At 36.0% G+C, this 15,940-nt stretch carries 18 protein-coding genes; all 18 read right to left on the bottom strand.

Going from position 1 to position 15,940, the window contains the following annotated elements; translation table 11 throughout:
* Positions 1-13 precede the first annotated feature (13 nt).
* The 18 genes from OQK60_RS00895 to OQK60_RS00810 all read right to left on the bottom strand — a co-directional run bounded on the left by OQK60_RS00895 (position 14) and on the right by OQK60_RS00810 (position 15,934).
* Positions 14-1,522: a DUF3365 domain-containing protein gene (locus tag OQK60_RS00895; protein ID WP_297683143.1), complete on the bottom strand. Its 1,509-nt coding sequence runs from the start codon at positions 1,520-1,522 to the stop codon at positions 14-16.
* 21 nt (positions 1,523-1,543) lie between these two features.
* Positions 1,544-2,533 (bottom strand): hydrogenase expression/formation protein HypE, encoded by a 990-nt coding sequence (gene hypE / locus OQK60_RS00890; RefSeq protein WP_297683141.1) that lies wholly within the window; start codon positions 2,531-2,533, stop codon positions 1,544-1,546.
* A 2-nt stretch (positions 2,534-2,535) separates the two neighbouring features.
* A complete protein-coding gene (locus OQK60_RS00885) occupies positions 2,536-3,555 on the bottom strand; it encodes an aldo/keto reductase (protein WP_297683138.1) in 1,020 nt (339 codons plus the stop codon).
* A 170-nt stretch (positions 3,556-3,725) separates the two neighbouring features.
* Complete coding sequence (locus OQK60_RS00880; RefSeq protein WP_297683136.1) at positions 3,726-3,860, bottom strand: hypothetical protein; 135 nt, start codon at positions 3,858-3,860, stop codon at positions 3,726-3,728.
* 127 nt (positions 3,861-3,987) lie between these two features.
* Positions 3,988-4,494, bottom strand: coding sequence for a histidine phosphatase family protein (locus OQK60_RS00875; protein ID WP_297683134.1), 507 nt, complete (start codon positions 4,492-4,494; stop codon positions 3,988-3,990).
* The gene (gene hypD, locus OQK60_RS00870) at positions 4,491-5,618 is read right to left on the bottom strand and encodes a hydrogenase formation protein HypD (RefSeq protein WP_297683132.1); all 1,128 of its coding nucleotides are present in this window, start codon (positions 5,616-5,618) and stop codon (positions 4,491-4,493) included. The genes OQK60_RS00875 and hypD overlap by 4 nt, the downstream gene beginning before the upstream one ends.
* On the bottom strand, positions 5,615-5,857 hold the full coding sequence (locus OQK60_RS00865) for a HypC/HybG/HupF family hydrogenase formation chaperone (RefSeq protein WP_297683130.1): 243 nt from the start codon (positions 5,855-5,857) through the stop codon (positions 5,615-5,617). The genes hypD and OQK60_RS00865 overlap by 4 nt, the downstream gene beginning before the upstream one ends.
* A gap of 9 nt (positions 5,858-5,866) precedes the next feature.
* Entirely contained in the window at positions 5,867-6,655 is a 789-nt protein-coding gene (locus OQK60_RS00860) for an alpha/beta hydrolase (RefSeq protein ID WP_297683128.1), read from the bottom strand.
* On the bottom strand, positions 6,639-7,400 hold the full coding sequence (hypB, locus tag OQK60_RS00855; RefSeq protein ID WP_297683126.1) for a hydrogenase nickel incorporation protein HypB: 762 nt from the start codon (positions 7,398-7,400) through the stop codon (positions 6,639-6,641). Before hypB ends, OQK60_RS00860 begins: the two co-directional genes overlap by 17 nt.
* The gene (locus OQK60_RS00850; protein WP_297683124.1) at positions 7,400-7,573 is read right to left on the bottom strand and encodes a hypothetical protein; all 174 of its coding nucleotides are present in this window, start codon (positions 7,571-7,573) and stop codon (positions 7,400-7,402) included. The genes hypB and OQK60_RS00850 overlap by 1 nt, the downstream gene beginning before the upstream one ends.
* A gap of 31 nt (positions 7,574-7,604) precedes the next feature.
* Positions 7,605-10,304, bottom strand: coding sequence for a cation-transporting P-type ATPase (locus OQK60_RS00845; RefSeq protein WP_297683122.1), 2,700 nt, complete (start codon positions 10,302-10,304; stop codon positions 7,605-7,607).
* A gap of 12 nt (positions 10,305-10,316) precedes the next feature.
* Complete coding sequence (locus OQK60_RS00840; protein WP_297683120.1) at positions 10,317-10,709, bottom strand: 4Fe-4S binding protein; 393 nt, start codon at positions 10,707-10,709, stop codon at positions 10,317-10,319.
* A 10-nt stretch (positions 10,710-10,719) separates the two neighbouring features.
* Positions 10,720-11,805 carry a nickel-dependent hydrogenase large subunit gene (locus OQK60_RS00835; protein ID WP_297683118.1) on the bottom strand — a complete coding sequence of 362 codons (1,086 nt, stop codon included), beginning with the start codon at positions 11,803-11,805 and terminating at the stop codon, positions 10,720-10,722.
* On the bottom strand, positions 11,802-12,149 hold the full coding sequence (locus tag OQK60_RS00830) for an NADH-quinone oxidoreductase subunit C (protein WP_297683116.1): 348 nt from the start codon (positions 12,147-12,149) through the stop codon (positions 11,802-11,804). Before OQK60_RS00830 ends, OQK60_RS00835 begins: the two co-directional genes overlap by 4 nt.
* Complete coding sequence (locus OQK60_RS00825; RefSeq protein WP_297683114.1) at positions 12,136-12,678, bottom strand: NADH-quinone oxidoreductase subunit B family protein; 543 nt, start codon at positions 12,676-12,678, stop codon at positions 12,136-12,138. Before OQK60_RS00825 ends, OQK60_RS00830 begins: the two co-directional genes overlap by 14 nt.
* Entirely contained in the window at positions 12,671-13,495 is an 825-nt protein-coding gene (locus tag OQK60_RS00820; protein WP_297683112.1) for a complex I subunit 1 family protein, read from the bottom strand. Before OQK60_RS00820 ends, OQK60_RS00825 begins: the two co-directional genes overlap by 8 nt.
* Positions 13,492-15,255, bottom strand: a complete 1,764-nt coding sequence (locus OQK60_RS00815; protein ID WP_297683110.1) for a proton-conducting transporter membrane subunit — start codon at positions 15,253-15,255, stop codon at positions 13,492-13,494. The genes OQK60_RS00820 and OQK60_RS00815 overlap by 4 nt, the downstream gene beginning before the upstream one ends.
* Positions 15,242-15,934 (bottom strand): small multi-drug export protein, encoded by a 693-nt coding sequence (locus tag OQK60_RS00810; protein ID WP_297683108.1) that lies wholly within the window; start codon positions 15,932-15,934, stop codon positions 15,242-15,244. The genes OQK60_RS00815 and OQK60_RS00810 overlap by 14 nt, the downstream gene beginning before the upstream one ends.
* Positions 15,935-15,940 lie beyond the last annotated feature (6 nt).

Here is a 15,940-nt window from a genome sequence, read left to right as displayed (position 1 = left end):
ACGATAGCTTCTGTCATTTTTTATTCATTTTAGGAAGCAAAATTATTTTAAAACATGCACCAATAATTGCCCCTTGGGCATCAACTTGATTTTCAACATACAATTTTCCACCATGATGATCTTGTATAATTGTTTTTGACATGTAGAGTCCTAAGCCTGAGCCATTCTTTTCATCTTTAGTTGAAAAATACGGATCAAATATTTGTTCTATTATATCTTCTGGTATCCCTCCACCGTTATCACAGATTGATAAAGTTGAACCTTCTGCAGTAATTTTAATATATGGATTTTCTACATTTTTTTCTATAAAATTATCTTGAGCATTTTTCAATATATTTAAAATTACTTGCATCATTTCATTTCCATACATATCAAATTTTTGCTCATCTTTATAGTCTTCAATTATTTCTATATTATAATTTTTAAATGATGCTTCAATAATATTTAATGATTTTAATACAATATCTTTGAGTCCCATTCTTACTGATTTTTTGTCTGGTTTATAAAAATTTCTAAAGTCATCTATGGTCGTAGATAAAACTTGAACTGTCTCTTCAATACGCTCTAGTTTATTTAAAAAATATTTATTATCCTCATCTGAAGTAGCTTTTGCTTCTGAGTTCTCGTCTTTAAGTAAAAGTTTAAGTTTTAAGTTAATTGCAATTGCAGAAATTGAACTTAAGGGCTGTCTCCACTGATGAGCAATCATACTTATCATCTCTCCCATTTGTGCTAAACGAGTTTTTTGGATAAGTTGTTCATATTGGTTTTTATTTTTTTCTACTTCATCAGTAACTTTTTGTTTTAATTTTTTATTTAGCCCAATTACTTCATTTTCTAGTTTTTTGTTGTATCTTGTATATACAAATGTAACGATTAAAATCACACTTAAAATGATAAAAACAAATATTACTCTTTTGTCATTGTTCCTGTCCAAAATAGTACCAAGCTTTGTTTGAGAGAGCTCTACATCAATAATACCTCTTAATTCGCCAAGTTTATAATCATATGCAGAATCATAGCTGTTTTTTATTACCTTAGGTGCATTCTCTTTTGCTCCATGACAGCTTAAACATACCTCCGTTATGTAGAGAGGTTGTGAATAATAATACTTGTCTCCCTCTGTTTTAAACAAAGATTTTTTATCTTTATTTTTTTTAAAATACTCCATAACTTCTAATTGTCTTGGATTAGCCATATTTACAGGGTTTCTTGGTCTATCGGAGACTGTTTTAATTTTTGATTGATTATTTAAAGATGAAAATCTTTTTGATATTTCACTTGTTGCCCGAACCGGCAGCAGTTCGATGCTTGATTTGTCCAATTTTACATGATTGTCAACAAATAGAGTTTGATAAGTACTTCTAAAAGCTACAAGAAAGTCAGAAATTGCTTTGGCTTCATACTTGATCGACAATTCTTTTATTTCTTTACTTAGAACATAATCATCGTATAGTTTTATAGAAAATATAATCGTAATGACAATAGCAAATATAACAAAAATCTTATAATGCATGCTCATCTTAATACCTTTGTAAGCATTCTAACATATTCTAGGCAGTAGTTCACCTGTGGGCATATCTAAAAACCTTTGTGTACCCCATGCTGAATTTAAAATAACTTTTTTTACATGCAGGTCTGTAAGCTTGCCTATTATAGAAGCGTTTTTATTGAACTTTTGAAGAATTTCCAATGCTTTTTTGGCATCTTGTGTTTTAACAGCCAAAAGAAATGTTCCCTCATTTGCGAGACTTGTCGCATCAAAACCCAAAAGTTCACAAAGCCCCATCACTTCATCACAAACGGGAATCTTATCTTCATCAACCTCTATGCAGATATTTGACTGCTTAGCCCATTCGTTTAAAACAGCACTAAGCCCTCCCCTTGTAGCATCTCTCATTGCCGTGACATGTATATCTTCATCAAGAAGTTTTTTAACAATCGGATAGAGCGAAGTACAATCACTCTTAAGCTCACTTGTCAGCTCAATCCCCTCACGAGCGGCAAAAATAGTCGCACCGTGACAACCGATATCACGACTCACAATTATTGCATCTTCATCTGTTATGGAGTTAGAACTTATCCCACTTTTTAAAACTTTACCGATACCTGTAGTATTTATAAAAATCTTATCGACACTTCCTCGAGGCACTACCTTTGTGTCACCACTTACAACTTTTGCACCGTTTATCTCAAGCTCTTTTTGCATGGAAGAGACTATTTTTTTAAGCTCATCTATGCTAAATCCCTCTTCAACAATCACACTACATGTCAAATATTTAGGTTGTGCACCCATCATAGCCAAGTCGTTACAAGTTCCACAAACGGCAAGCTTACCTATATCTGCTCCTGCAAAAAACAGTGGTGTTACAGTAAAACTGTCAGTTGAAAAAGCAAGTTTTCCATCTTCTATGATGGCCGCATCTTCGCTTTTTTCTAGTATCTCATTTTTAAATGCTTTATAGAATATTTTTGATATTAACTCGTTGTTCTCTTCTCCACCGTTTCCGTGTGCTAGTTTTATTTGCTTCATATTTATCCCATCGGGTACATAATTTCTTGTTGTACAGCTTTTATCTCGGCCATTGTCTCATCAGATAAGACTACATCCATGGCTGCAAACGATTCATCAAGTTGTTTGGCATTTCTCGCACCGATGATAGTTGAAGCTACAAAGGAGAACTGTTTTGAGTAGGCAACAGCTAATGTCACTACTGACATGTCAAGCTTTTTTGCTATGTCCATATATCTTGCAGTTGTAGCCAATGATTTCTCATTTACAAATCTGTGACTTTGAGCCAGTCCTCTTTTATCGCCGTTTTTTAAATACTCTGCAAACCTTGCAACATCAGGGTAAAACTCTCCATTATACTTTCCGCTAAGAACTCCACCGGCTATTGGCGAATAAGCAAGCAGTGAAATATCTTCTTTGCTGCATACATGTGAAAGCTCATCCAAAAAGCGCGGATTGTTTAAAGAGAAGTTATTCTGTATAGACTCAAATCTGGAAATTCCCAATCTCTTGGATGTCTCATTTGCTTTTGTAAGTCCGTGAGCGGTGTCATTTGAAGTTCCAAGGTATCTGACCTTGCCTTCTTGTACCAGCTCATCAAATGCTCTTAAGGACTCTTCGATAGGCACTATAGAATCAGGCCAATGCATCTGATACAAATCAATATACTCAGTGCCAAGGCGTTTAAGACTTCCCTCTACTGCCTTTTTGATATGAAACTTATCAATAGCAGTCATACCATGGCGGATAGGCGGGACGAACCAGCCGTTAGCCGCTCCTGCAACCTTTGAAGCAATTATTAGTTTATCTCTTTGTCTGCCTTTGAGCCATCTGCCGATAATACTCTCAGTCTCACCTGCATACTCCGCTCTTGGTGGTACAGGATAAAGCTCAGCTGTATCAAAAAAGTTTATACCAAAGTCTACTGCTTTGTCCATAATTTTAAAAGACTCTGCCTCATCGCTCCAAGAACCAAAGCTCATAGTTCCCAAACAAATCGGCGTAACTCTTAGCCCTGTTTTTCCTATGTATCTGTATTGCATATTTAACCTTTTCATTTTAAATATTTTAGCGAAAAGTATGCCAGATAGTAAGATTTTGATGATAATTTTTTATATTTGGATGATTAAAAAGTATGTTTGAGGATTTTGAGTAAAAAAAGAAAAAAAAAGCCCGCCGTAAAAGGCGAGCTAGAGGAAAAAGAACTTAGCTTTTAGTAAAGTTCTTGACTTGGGTAGTTAGGCTTAATAGTCTCAGCATTGTTGCCGTTTTTAGTATCGTATGCTACGATATTGTCAGCTTGAAGAGCACCTAGTGTTAGTCCGATTAATAAAATCAATGTTTTCATTGTGTATCCTTGTTAAGAACGCATTACGCTCTAGTATTTTTAAATCAGACAAATTTTATCCGATTTAACTTTTAAGCTTCTTATTGTTTTATAAGTAGGTTATTTTTTTAGGTTTTGTTTAAGCTTTTTAAATATCGGTTTTGACTTCGTTATATCTCTTGGGATAATCAAACGATACGAGTCTAGCATTGTTTGCTCCTATGTCTATCCATCTATCGCAGTTAAACTCAACCTCTAAAACACCGCAAGTAGGTATGTTTTCATCAAAACCGACATATATTTCAGCTAGCATGTTTAACTCAGGATTGTGTCCAATCAAAAACACAACACTATTTTCATTATCAATCTTACTCAAAATATTATGCAGAGTTGTTGCATCCGCTTCGTAAAGATCTTGATTGAAAAATACCTCTTTTGTATAGTTCATTTTTTTAGCAATTATCTCTGCTGTAGTTTTTGCTCTTAATGCCGGGCTTGAGATAATCATGTCTGGCATAATCTCTTTTTCTTTTAGTTTCTCTCCCATAAAAGGAGCATTTTGCTTGCCTCTTTTGTTGAGAGGTCTGTCAAAATCATCAATCTCTAAATCTTTCCAGCTTGATTTTGCGTGTCTGATTATGTAGAGTTTTTTCATAATATACCGCCATATTTATAGTAAGCCGCACAAGCTCCTTCACTGCTGACCATACAGCTTCCAAGAGGGCTTGAGGGTTTACATGCATTGCCAAAGACTTTACACTCTATTGGATTTGCTTTTCCTTTTAAAATATCACCGCATATACATAGCTTATGATCGTCTATTTTTTCATTTGGCAATATTTCTGCATAAGTAACTTCAGCATCCAAGTAGGAGTACTCATCTTTTAATTTTAAAGCACTTTTAGGTATCTCACCGACACCCCGCCATCTAAAAGTGTCCCTTCTCTCAAAGAACATGTCATTTAATTTTTGTGCAACTACATTTCCATCATGACTTACACTTCTACTGTACTCAACCTCAACCTCACATCTATTTTCATTGAATTGTTTAAGTATCATCAGCACAGAGTGTATGACATCCACAGGTTCAAAACCGCTTACCACAACAGGTTTTTTGTAGTCTCTTGGGAATTCATCGTAAATCTTACTTCCGGTTATTACGCTTACATGTGCAGGACCGATAAATGCATCTATCTTATTTTCATCATCATCAAGTAAAACACGCATTGGCTCTGGAACTGTTACATGATTGATATGAAACAGAATATTTTTAATATTTTTGTTTATAACCTGATTTATCAAAGCAGATGTCATAGGTGTAGTCGTCTCAAAACCTATGGCAAAAAATATAACTGTTTTATCAGGATTTTGCTCGGCTATTTTTAAACAGTCTGTAGGAGAGTAAACAAACCTTACATCAGCACCTTTTGCTCTTGCGTCTTGCAGGCTTGCTTCACTTCCGGGTACTTTTATCATATCGCCTAAAGTGACAAGTATGACATCAGGTTGTTTTGAGAGCGCTATGGCATGGTCTACTCTCTCTTTTGGCATTATACACACAGGACAGCCGGGACCATGAATGAAGTGTACATTTTTGGGAAGAAGCTGTAAAAGACCATACTTCATAATGGTATGGGTATGTCCTCCGCACACTTCCATAATACTGACATCGCGTTCAAGTTTTTTAGCCTCTTGCTTTATCAGAGAAGCATACGACTTTATAGTATCAGGATTTCTAAACTCTGTGTAGAGCTCTTTTAGTTGAAGAGTTTTACTCATTCTTCTTCGTCCATTATCTTAAGTACCTCTTCGTATGCTTCAAGTGAGGAGATAGCATCAGCTTCATCAATCTTATTCATAATAAATCCAATGTGTAAAAGAACATAGTCTCCCACCTCGACACCTCCATCTTCCATAAGGTCTAAACTGGCTTCTCTACTCACACCCATAGTGTCAACAGTAGCAACATTTCTCTCTTTGTCTATTTTTGTTACTTTAGAGGGTATTGAAAGGCACATATTTTTTACCTACACTTTTTCTAAAAAAGATTTAATAGCACTGTTTACATCCACAGGATTTTCAATTGCACTCATATGCGCACTGTTTTTTATCAAAACAAATTCTGAGTTTTTCATCTCTTGGGACATCTCTTTCATTGCAGAAGGAGGGGTAAGAGCATCCTCTTCCCCGCATATCAAAAGAGATGGAATTGTTATACTGCTTAAGTATTGTGTTGTATCATTTCTGCTTAGCATTGCCAGCAAACACCCTTTAACACCTAAAGGATTATATGAGGCCGATAAATCAATCCTCTTTTGAAAATCTTCTAAATGTTCTCTCTTGTAAAGCTCGCCATAACAAAGTGTGATAAAATCTTTTACAAAGGGAGTCAATCCTTCACTGTTTATTTTCTTAATGGCAGCTGCTCTTTTTAATTTGCCTTCATTATTGTCAGCACCTGAAACGGTATCTAGTAAAATAACAGCCAAGAATCTCTCCTGCATTCTCTGTAACGCTCTTAGAGAGATATACCCACCCATAGAGTGAGCGCATAAAATAGGTTTGTCCAAGCTCATCTTATCTATTATCGTAGAGAGATCATCAACAAAAGATTCCATCGTAAACTGCCCATCGCCAACAACAGAGTCTCCAAGTCCTCTGATATCATACGCTATACAGTAGTAATCTGCACTAAACATCTCAATCTGTGCTTGCCAAGCGCTATGGTTGAAGGGGAAACCGTGTATAAAAACAATTGTTCTATTTTTGCTGTTACCCTCAATAAAGAGAGATAGTCCGTCAACTGTTTTTTTCATGTTGCATCCTTTTGATTTCTATCCACTCTATGACCTTTTTGATTGAGTCATCATCTTTTATGCTAATTTCCAATATGTCAACATTTGGTTTTAGTTTTCTCGCCTCTTTTTTCTCTGCTTCTACATCATAATCTATATACGGCAGAAGGTCAGTTTTTGTGATGAGGACCAAGTCGGCTTTTCTAAACATAACAGGGTATTTTTCTATCTTGTCATTTCCCTCAGGAACACTCACCAAAACTATGTTTAGATGTGTTCCCACATCGTATGAAGCTGGACAGACAAGGTTGCCTACATTTTCAACAAAACATACATCTATCTCAGAGAGAGGCATATCGTGAAGTCCCTTATGAACCATAAAGGCATCTAAGTGACAAGCTGAGCCTGTTTGTATCTGATACGCGGGGATTCCCTTTGCTTTTAGTCTGTCTGCATCTCTACTTGTCTCCAAGTCACCCTCAATAACACCAAATTTAAACTTCGACATGTCAGCAATCTTTTCTAGTAGTGCTGTCTTTCCGCTGCCGGGACTGCTCATAAGGTTTATGGCCAAAACTCCGTGCTTTTCAAAGTGAGCGCGATTATGCCCTGCTTCGTGGTCATTTTTGTCTAAAATCTTTGTGATTACATCTACGGTTATTTTGTTATTTAGCTGTGGATTTGCATGGACATTTTGCATATCATGAGTATGTTCGTCTGCATCATGGCTATGCTCAGTAATGCTACATCCACAATCTTGGCACATTAACGATTGCCTTTAAACACTTTTTCATATATGAAAAATGCACTCACCAATCCGGCTATAAACAGAACAAAATACTCTACATGTAAAGAGTCAAAAAAATGCAAATGTTCATGGGCAAAACCATGAGCGAACAAACCGCTTAAAAATATTTGAGATATCATTATATACTTCATTATAAAATCCTTTTTCTATATTGTACCAATTTTAGCTAATACCTAGTTTGCTATCAATAAATCTTTTGATTTCTACCACAAAAAGAACACCAAATCCTATAAGCAATATTTGTGTCCATGTCATAAAATCTAAACCTTCACTTTTAAACATTGTGTTCATAAAACTAGCATGCGTAAAAGTTATTTGAATAAATATCATAAGAGCAACGCCTAAAAGAAGCAACTTATTGTTCATTATATTGGTTCTAAAAACTGATTTTTGCAGCTCTTTACAAGAAAAGAGGTAAAAAAGCTCAACAAAAACAAAGATATTTACAGCAATAGTTCTAGCATACTCAACACTCTGTCCGTTTGCTATTGCATAGTTAAACATAATATATGAAGCAATCAACATGTAAAAACCAACTACTAGCATCTGTATGACTATGACTTTTGTCAAAATAGATTTTTTTGGGTCTCTTGGAGCACGAAGCATTATGTCATCCTCATGAGGTTCAAAAACAAGCATAAGCCCTAAAAGAATTGCTGTTGACATGTTAATCCACAAAATTTGCACAGGAAGTATTGGGAGAGTCAAGCCCAACATAATAGCAACCAATATAACAAGTCCTTCACCGAGGTTTGTCGGCAGAGTCCAGGTAATAAACTTGATTAGATTATCAAAGACATTTCTACCTTCTTTAACAGCATGTGTGATTGAGCTGAAGTTATCATCACTTAAAATCATATCTGCAGCCTCTTTTGCTACCTCAGTACCGCCTTTACCCATAGCTATGCCGATATCTGCTTGCTTAAGTGCCGGAGCGTCATTTACGCCATCACCGGTCATAGCAACTATCTCTCCCCTTGCTTGAAGAGCATCTACAATTCGAAGTTTTTGTTCTGGCTCAACCCTTGCAAACACTCTTACAGTAGATACTTTTTCAATGAGTTCTTTATCGCTTATACTAAATAGTTCTTTACCATTTAATACTGTATCTTCAAATATTGCATCTTCTTCTACTATAGACATCATTTTTGCTATTGAAAAGGCAGTGTGAGCATGATCGCCAGTTATCATAATAACTTTTATGCCCGCGCCAATGGACTCTTTTACGGCCTCTATTGCTTCTGGACGCGGTGGATCCATCATAGCTTGTAGACCTAAAAACACAAAGCCGTTGTCCAATTCATTGTCACTTATTTTATCTCCGTGACTTACTTTTTTAGCCAAAGCCAAAACTCTTAAACCTTGGCTTGCATACTCCTGTGCTTTTGCTAAAATTTTATCTTTATCAACAGCAACTGTGCCTGTGTCACTTATCTCATAGTCACAAATATTTAAACATCTTTCAACAGAGCCTTTTAGATATATGTTGTTTTCATTCGTGCTTATATCTTTGTTTAGCGTTGCCATATACTGTCTGTCTGATTCAAAAGGTAAAATGTCAAGCCTTGGGTATGTTGTGTTTAGAGCATTCTCATCCAATCCGGCTTTTAAGGCACTAACGATTAGTGCACCCTCTGTCGGATCTCCCTTTATAAGATAATGACCATCTTTATTTACAAGATATGATTCATTACATAAATACCCTGCTCTAAGTACCTCTTGTAGTTTATCATCTAAAGAATCTATCTCTTTATTATCTTTAAAAAAATTACCCTTTGGTTCATATCCAACACCATCTATCTCATAAGAGTTACCCTCACAAAATATATTTGTGACACTCATCTTGTTTTGAGTTAGTGTTCCTGTCTTGTCAGAACAGATTGTCGTAACACTTCCAAGTGTTTCAACTGCCGGAAGTTTTCTGATAATGGCATGCTGTTTTGCCATTCGACTGACACCGATAGCAAGCGTAATTGTAACAGCCGCCGGTAAGCCCTCGGGAATTGCACCAACAGCCAAAGCAACAGAAGCCATAAATGTATCTACAATACTATAATCTCTTAAGAGTCCAATCAAAAATGTAATCGTCGCAAGAACTAAAATAACATAGAGCAGTATTTTTGAGAATGCTGAGATTTTTTTTGTAAGAGGAGTCTCCATAGAAGTGGTCTCTTCTATAAGGTGAGCAATTTTACCAAGTTCAGTATGAGAAGCAGTTGCGACCACTATCCCTTTTGCTCTACCGTAGGTTACATATGTTCCTGAATATGTCATATTTTTTCTGTCATTGATTGTTATGTCTTGACTATGAACTGAAAGATTTTTTTGCACAGGCAGAGACTCTCCTGTAAGCATCGATTCATCAACTTTTAAATCTTTTGCTTCTATGAGCCTCATGTCTGCGGGCACTTTTGAACCAGATTCAAGCAGGACTATATCTCCGGGTACTAAATCTACAGAGGATATATTGATTTTTTTGCCATCTCTTATCACTATGGCTTCTGTTGTCATCATCTCTTTAAGGGAATCTATCGCTTCTTGGGCTTTTACCTCTTGAATATAGCCAATAATCACATTTATAATGACAACGCCAAAGATAACCCCGCTGTCTACCCACTCTTGTAAAAAGCCTGTGACTGCCGATGCACCAAGGAGTATATAAATAAGGGCATTATGAAACTGCATAAAGAATTTTTTGAGTTTGGAGTCTTGTTTTTTCTCTTTTAACTCATTTTTGCCAAAAAACTCTTTCCTATGCTTTATACTAAGAGGACCTAAGCCATCATTTATGTTGCTTTCTAATTTTTCTACAATTTTTTCAGTTTCAAAAGAGTGCCAATTTTCTCCGATTAAATGCTGCATCTTATCCTCCTTTTACTTTTTTAACTCTTCTAGTTCAAACCAATCATCGTTTATTTTATCATCTTTAATACCAATGTGTCCTTTTTTATTACTCTGCCAAAGAGCTTCTTGCGGTTTTGGACATGCTCTTACACACTCGCTGCAGTAGATACAAAGGTGTGGATTGTAGTGATACTTCAAGCCTTTTTTGTTCTTCTCATTTATTGGCGGATTATCTACCGGCACGAAGAGTATGGCTCCCGGTGGACACGCTTTTTCACACTTTAAACAGTATATGCACTCATCTTGATTATACTCTATCACACCTCTGTATTTTTCATCTTTTGCTATAGGCGTCAAAGGGTAGTCTATAGTCTTTGGTGTTTTAAAAAGATTCGCAAGTGCTTTAAAAAATGATGTTAACATAATCTCACCTCTACTTTGCCGTACACGAGAGGCATGGGTCAAAAGATGCCAAAATCGCAGGTGCATCTGCATAATTAGCACCCGTAAAAATATGTGAAAACGCAGGTATAGAAGAGAATGTAGGTGTTTTTATCCTAACCCTCTCAAGCATAGCACTGCCGTTTGCTTTTACATAGTACATCAGCTCTCCGCGAGGAGCTTCAAACCTAACTACACTTTCACCATTTGGCTTTCCTCTTAGCTTTGTAAATATTTCACCCTCAGGCAAGCCTTCAAGAATGTTATTGCACATCTCTATTGAGTTTAGCAGTTCATTAAGTCTTATAAGGTTTCTTGCATTTATATCACCCTCTGTATGCTTTTGCATCTTGAAGCCGATTTCATTATAGGGAAGGTAATCTATCTCGTTTCTTACATCTGCTTGCACTCCTGATGCGCGAGCCAAGGGTCCAATAGCATTAAATCTGTAAGCATCATCAAGAGTGAGTATTCCAACACCTTTAAACTTCAAAGATAAGCTCCAGTTGTTTGTAAATTCATCCATATATCCAAGTACTTTTTGTCTGACAAGTTCCAGTTTACTAAGAATTTTTTTAGCCAAAGCGGCATCTATGTCTCTGTTAACTCCGCCTATACTTATATAATCAAACTGCACTCTATTTCCAGTTATGAGTTCTTGTATCTCCATAATATCTTCTCTGTCACCCATAATACGCATAAACATTGCTTCAAAACCGGCATTTTCGCATGTATGAGACAAACAGAGCATATGCGAGTGGATTCTGTCTAGTTCTAGTAGTAAAATTCTCAGATACTTTGCTTTTTGCGTTATCTCACCGCCGATTAGTTTTTCTATAGAAGCCGTATATGTCATAGAGTGGGTAATGGCACAGAGTCCGCATACTCTCGCAACAACATATCCAATGGCGTCATATTTAAACTTTGTTGTACATGCTTTTTCTATGCCTCTATGAACAAAACCTACATCTGAGTCAACACCTACTATCTTCTCATTTTCACACTCAAACTTAAACCTTACAGGCTCTAGCAGTGCAATATGTTGTGAGCCTATTGGTATATTTATTGTCTTTTTCATATTGAACACCCGCTTAGTGGTTTTTGCTGAGAATCCTCATCAAGGTAAAGTCCCTTTTGGCTTCCCTCAACCTCTACGCCGAACATATCCACTATCTCTCTTTGTGAGATTATTGCCGATGGGATTATCTCTACTATGGATGGTATAAGCTCGTCATATTTGATATGTGCATAATAAACAACTATCTTATTTTTAACTTCATACTCTGAAAATATCCACTGAATTTCCAACATGTCATCTTCAAGTGCAACACCGTTTAGTGTTAAAAAATGCCACTTTTTATAATCATAAAATTCTTTAATATCTTTTTTTAGAGTATCTATAGAGGTTTCAATTTTTTTCATCATCTGTTGTGTCCTCCCCTACTTTAAGTGCACTATTTCGTCTGTTTACAATAGTGTTGTCCAATGACGCTTCTCTAAAGAGCTTAAAGGGCTTTTCAATCTCTTTGGTCTTAGACTCCAGTATCTCCAAAGCCTTAACTAATCCATCTATAATCAGTTCAGGCGAACTTGCACATCCTGGAACATAAACATCAACCGGAATATATCTGTCGAGCCCGTTTTCAACATTGTACATGTCACGAAATACTCCGCCGGTACATGTACAACTTCCAACCGCCATGACAACCTTTGGTTCAGGCATCTGGGTATATAGCTCTATAAGTCTCTCTCTGCTTCTAAATGTAACCGGACCTGTGACTAAAAATACATCTGATTGTTTTGGATTACCAGTGTTGATGACTCCAAATCTCTCAATATCATACTTCGGTGAGAGGCAAGCGAGTATCTCAATATCGCATCCGTTACAACTTCCTGCATTATAGTGCAGTATCCATGGTGACTTTTTTCTAATTGGTTTAAAATCAAACATAACTAAGTCCTATCAGGTTAATCATAGAGAGGCTCAAACCTATGCCTAAAACTATTTTTATCAGGTGTTTCATCTTAATTCTCGCCGTAGAGTTATCCACGAGATTAACCAGTAAAAACACAGTAACTGACAAAACTGCTCCAAGTATCAGGCTGTCACCTGCAAACAGCATAAGAAGAAGATAGATAAAAACATATTCAAGCCATTTTGCCATATATAAAAACTCAAAAAATATACCGCTGTACTCTATCTCAACACCTCCAACTATCTCTTGATGTGCTTCGGTAGCGTCAAATGGAGACTTTTTCAGTTTTATAGGTATAATCATTAAAAAGGCTAAAAAGATTAAAAACAACCCCGCTATCTCTGAAGTGTTGTTTCGTATAACAGATATATCAAAACTACCGTTAATCATATAAAAACCTACAGCTGTCATAATCAAAATCGGTTCATACGCTATCATAGCCTGCAGTTCTCTATTTGCACCTATATGAGAGTAAATAGACTTTGCACTAAAACCTGCGATGATTAAAAATATGGCTGAGAGAAGATGCAAAAAGATTATATAGAGCAGATTCTGCCCCAAGACTACGAAGGCGACAACAACCCACAGAGTTACAAAATGCATAATGCCCAAGATGGAGTGATATGGGTTTACTATCAAAGCCTGTTTATCTATGAGTTTTAACATGTCATAAAACGGTTGTAAAATCGGAGGACCCTGTCTGCGCTGCATGCGAGCACGAACAACTCTCTCAAGACCATATATCAAACCGCCTATTATCGGTGCGACTATTATAAGAATAACTTCAATCATAACATCGCCCCCAAGATAAGTACTAAAATCAATACTGTAGCAACTACCGTAATAGCCATTTTGTAACTGCGAGCTATCTCAAAATAGTACATGTTAAGTTGCGGTTCTTCTTTTTCACCGCAGTGATACTCTTTAACTCTGTGAGCCTTTTTAAAAAGCAGTGTTGCAAACAAAAGAGGCACAACAGCTATAAGTACAACAGGGACAAAAACCTGAGCAGTAGTTAAAAACTCTTTTTCATAAAGAACATATACACCCATAACCAGCAAAGCCAAAAGAGCAAATGAGGGAACAGTAAAAAGCTTTGGTATGTCTACATGTATTTCTTTTTCTTGGCTCACATCTTTTGCCAAAAGCTTGGTAAGTACTTTGAAATACAATAGTGTTAAAAAGACGCTCCCAAGAGCTATAAATATTAGAGCCAGAACATAAAGAGGATTGTTGCCTATTTCATTTGCTATTGATTCTATGGCCATAAACTTTGCAACAAATGCCCCAAATGGAGGAAGCGTAAGCGAGGCAAAACCGACCACAATAAATAAGACCACAAAAGGTGAGTGATTTATCAGACCATTTATGTCATTGACATATTTTAGATTGAAGCTTTTTTCTAGTATTGCAGCTTGTAAAAACAGCAGTGCTTTTGAAATGGCATGAAACACTATCAAAACCAAGCAGGCTGTTGTGGCCTCCTTTGTTCCTATAGCTGCAAGAGCCATCATAAGCGCTAAAAGTGCAATGGTCGAAAGCCCAAGTATCTCTTTAAAATAGTCCTTGCTAAGAGCTAACAGTGATGCTGAAAAAAACACGAATGTACCAATCAGCGTAATACTCAAAGAGACAAATCCGCTCATGGCAGGGGCAAGTTTTAGCATCAAATATGGTGCTATTTTTACCATTGTAGCACTATGGAGCATCGCACTTACAGGAGTTGGAGCCACCATAGCACCAAGCAGCCATTTATCAAAAGGTATGCTCGCACCTTTTACAAATGCTGCAATTGTCAAAAATACGATTGGTAAAAGATAGAGTTCATTAATATTATTTATTAACATGTCAAAATATACCGTATCATACTGGGTTATTGAAACAATCAAAGCGATTAAAATAGCCACTCCGCCTATCTGATTTATCCAGAGAGCTTTTAGAGCATTTTCGCTTGAGACTTCATCTCCATGATATGCTATCAATATGTATGAACACAATGTTGTCAGCTCAAATAACAAAAAGAATATCTCAATATTATTTGTTGAGACAATAAAATTCATAATAGATAAAAAGAAAAACAGCAGCGCTATAAAACCGTTTTTCTTAAACCTTGAAAACTTTTCACTCTCTATATACCCAAGAGCATAAACTATGATTATCCCACCTACAATGTTGATGACAAGGTACATTGTCGAAGATATCTCATCGATTAAAATATCACTCGAAGTAATCGAAGATGAGAAAAATACAACAGCTGCATAGAGCATCATCTGAAGCAGAGCAAAAAAAGTCACCAAGTTGTGTTTTTTAATAACCCCCTGCCACAAAAAGTATATAAGGACAATAGAATCAAGTAAAATAAAAAGATAATGTAATAAAGGCGAAAATAAAATTTGTGTAGAAGAGCTTACCAAGAAAATATTTGTCAAACTTACTCCAGCCAAAAAAAGGACAAAGACAACTGTCAGTACATTTCGGACTCTTAACCCACCAAACAACACGCTAAAAGCGAATAGTAGAGGAGCAATGATGAGTATGCTATATGTTGTCATCTAAATCATCCGCCTCTCTCTTGATTTTTGTTTTTTTACTTTTTTTTAGTTTTAAAACAATGCCAAGTACTATAAATATAGCTAAAATAATATATGCACCGTGAGAACTTAGATAATTTAACAAAGCTATTAGCTCTTTTAAAAAATATGTCCATATCGCTGTTGCCAGAAATGTTCCCGCAAGTACTATAAACATGGTTGTGTAGTGTTTTATGCCTATTAAAAAACCTATTATTGCACCCACAACCGGTCCTGTCATCCAAAATGGAAACCAGACAAACAAGAAAAGTCCATATTTACCATATTTCTCAAAAAGGTCTTTGTACTTAATTTTTTGCTTTTTTACCTTGATAAAAAAGCTTCTTAGCATTTTTATATCCAGTGATTTTTCCCAACTGAGGACAAAAAAGGGATATATCAACATAACAGTTAAAAACTCTATAAACATATTTATAAGCATAATCGCTATATCGCTAAAGTGTGCTGAAAAACCAAAAGAGATTCCTGCCGCTCTTCCAAAAAACAGATTGGCAAAAGTCATAATTACTATATTGTGAGCATCCTCCGATGAGTAAAGATATATACCGCCAATAGCACCTAAATACAGGATAAATAACAGCACGCCTATTATAAATATCTTCCCTACTTGTGATAATACAAATTCTTTAAAATTTAACATGTCAAT

Origin of the sequence: Sulfurimonas sp., from assembly GCF_026196735.1 — a bacterium.
Classification (GTDB): domain Bacteria; phylum Campylobacterota; class Campylobacteria; order Campylobacterales; family Sulfurimonadaceae; genus Sulfurimonas.
Note: the sequence above shows the minus strand (reverse complement) of the source record. Positions and strands in the feature narration are given on the sequence as shown.

Coding starts and splice junctions, on each gene's coding strand:
- OQK60_RS00895 (WP_297683143.1), bottom strand. CDS start 1,522: ATGAGCATGCATTATAAGATTTTTGTTATATTTGCTATTGTCATTACG.
- hypE (WP_297683141.1), bottom strand. CDS start 2,533: ATGAAGCAAATAAAACTAGCACACGGAAACGGTGGAGAAGAGAACAAC.
- OQK60_RS00885 (WP_297683138.1), bottom strand. CDS start 3,555: ATGCAATACAGATACATAGGAAAAACAGGGCTAAGAGTTACGCCGATT.
- OQK60_RS00880 (WP_297683136.1), bottom strand. CDS start 3,860: ATGAAAACATTGATTTTATTAATCGGACTAACACTAGGTGCTCTTCAA.
- OQK60_RS00875 (WP_297683134.1), bottom strand. CDS start 4,494: ATGAAAAAACTCTACATAATCAGACACGCAAAATCAAGCTGGAAAGAT.
- hypD (WP_297683132.1), bottom strand. CDS start 5,618: ATGAGTAAAACTCTTCAACTAAAAGAGCTCTACACAGAGTTTAGAAAT.
- OQK60_RS00865 (WP_297683130.1), bottom strand. CDS start 5,857: ATGTGCCTTTCAATACCCTCTAAAGTAACAAAAATAGACAAAGAGAGA.
- OQK60_RS00860 (WP_297683128.1), bottom strand. CDS start 6,655: ATGAAAAAAACAGTTGACGGACTATCTCTCTTTATTGAGGGTAACAGC.
- hypB (WP_297683126.1), bottom strand. CDS start 7,400: ATGTGCCAAGATTGTGGATGTAGCATTACTGAGCATAGCCATGATGCA.
- OQK60_RS00850 (WP_297683124.1), bottom strand. CDS start 7,573: ATGAAGTATATAATGATATCTCAAATATTTTTAAGCGGTTTGTTCGCT.
- OQK60_RS00845 (WP_297683122.1), bottom strand. CDS start 10,304: ATGCAGCATTTAATCGGAGAAAATTGGCACTCTTTTGAAACTGAAAAA.
- OQK60_RS00840 (WP_297683120.1), bottom strand. CDS start 10,709: ATGTTAACATCATTTTTTAAAGCACTTGCGAATCTTTTTAAAACACCA.
- OQK60_RS00835 (WP_297683118.1), bottom strand. CDS start 11,805: ATGAAAAAGACAATAAATATACCAATAGGCTCACAACATATTGCACTG.
- OQK60_RS00830 (WP_297683116.1), bottom strand. CDS start 12,149: ATGAAAAAAATTGAAACCTCTATAGATACTCTAAAAAAAGATATTAAA.
- OQK60_RS00825 (WP_297683114.1), bottom strand. CDS start 12,678: ATGTTTGATTTTAAACCAATTAGAAAAAAGTCACCATGGATACTGCAC.
- OQK60_RS00820 (WP_297683112.1), bottom strand. CDS start 13,495: ATGATTGAAGTTATTCTTATAATAGTCGCACCGATAATAGGCGGTTTG.
- OQK60_RS00815 (WP_297683110.1), bottom strand. CDS start 15,255: ATGACAACATATAGCATACTCATCATTGCTCCTCTACTATTCGCTTTT.
- OQK60_RS00810 (WP_297683108.1), bottom strand. CDS start 15,934: ATGTTAAATTTTAAAGAATTTGTATTATCACAAGTAGGGAAGATATTT.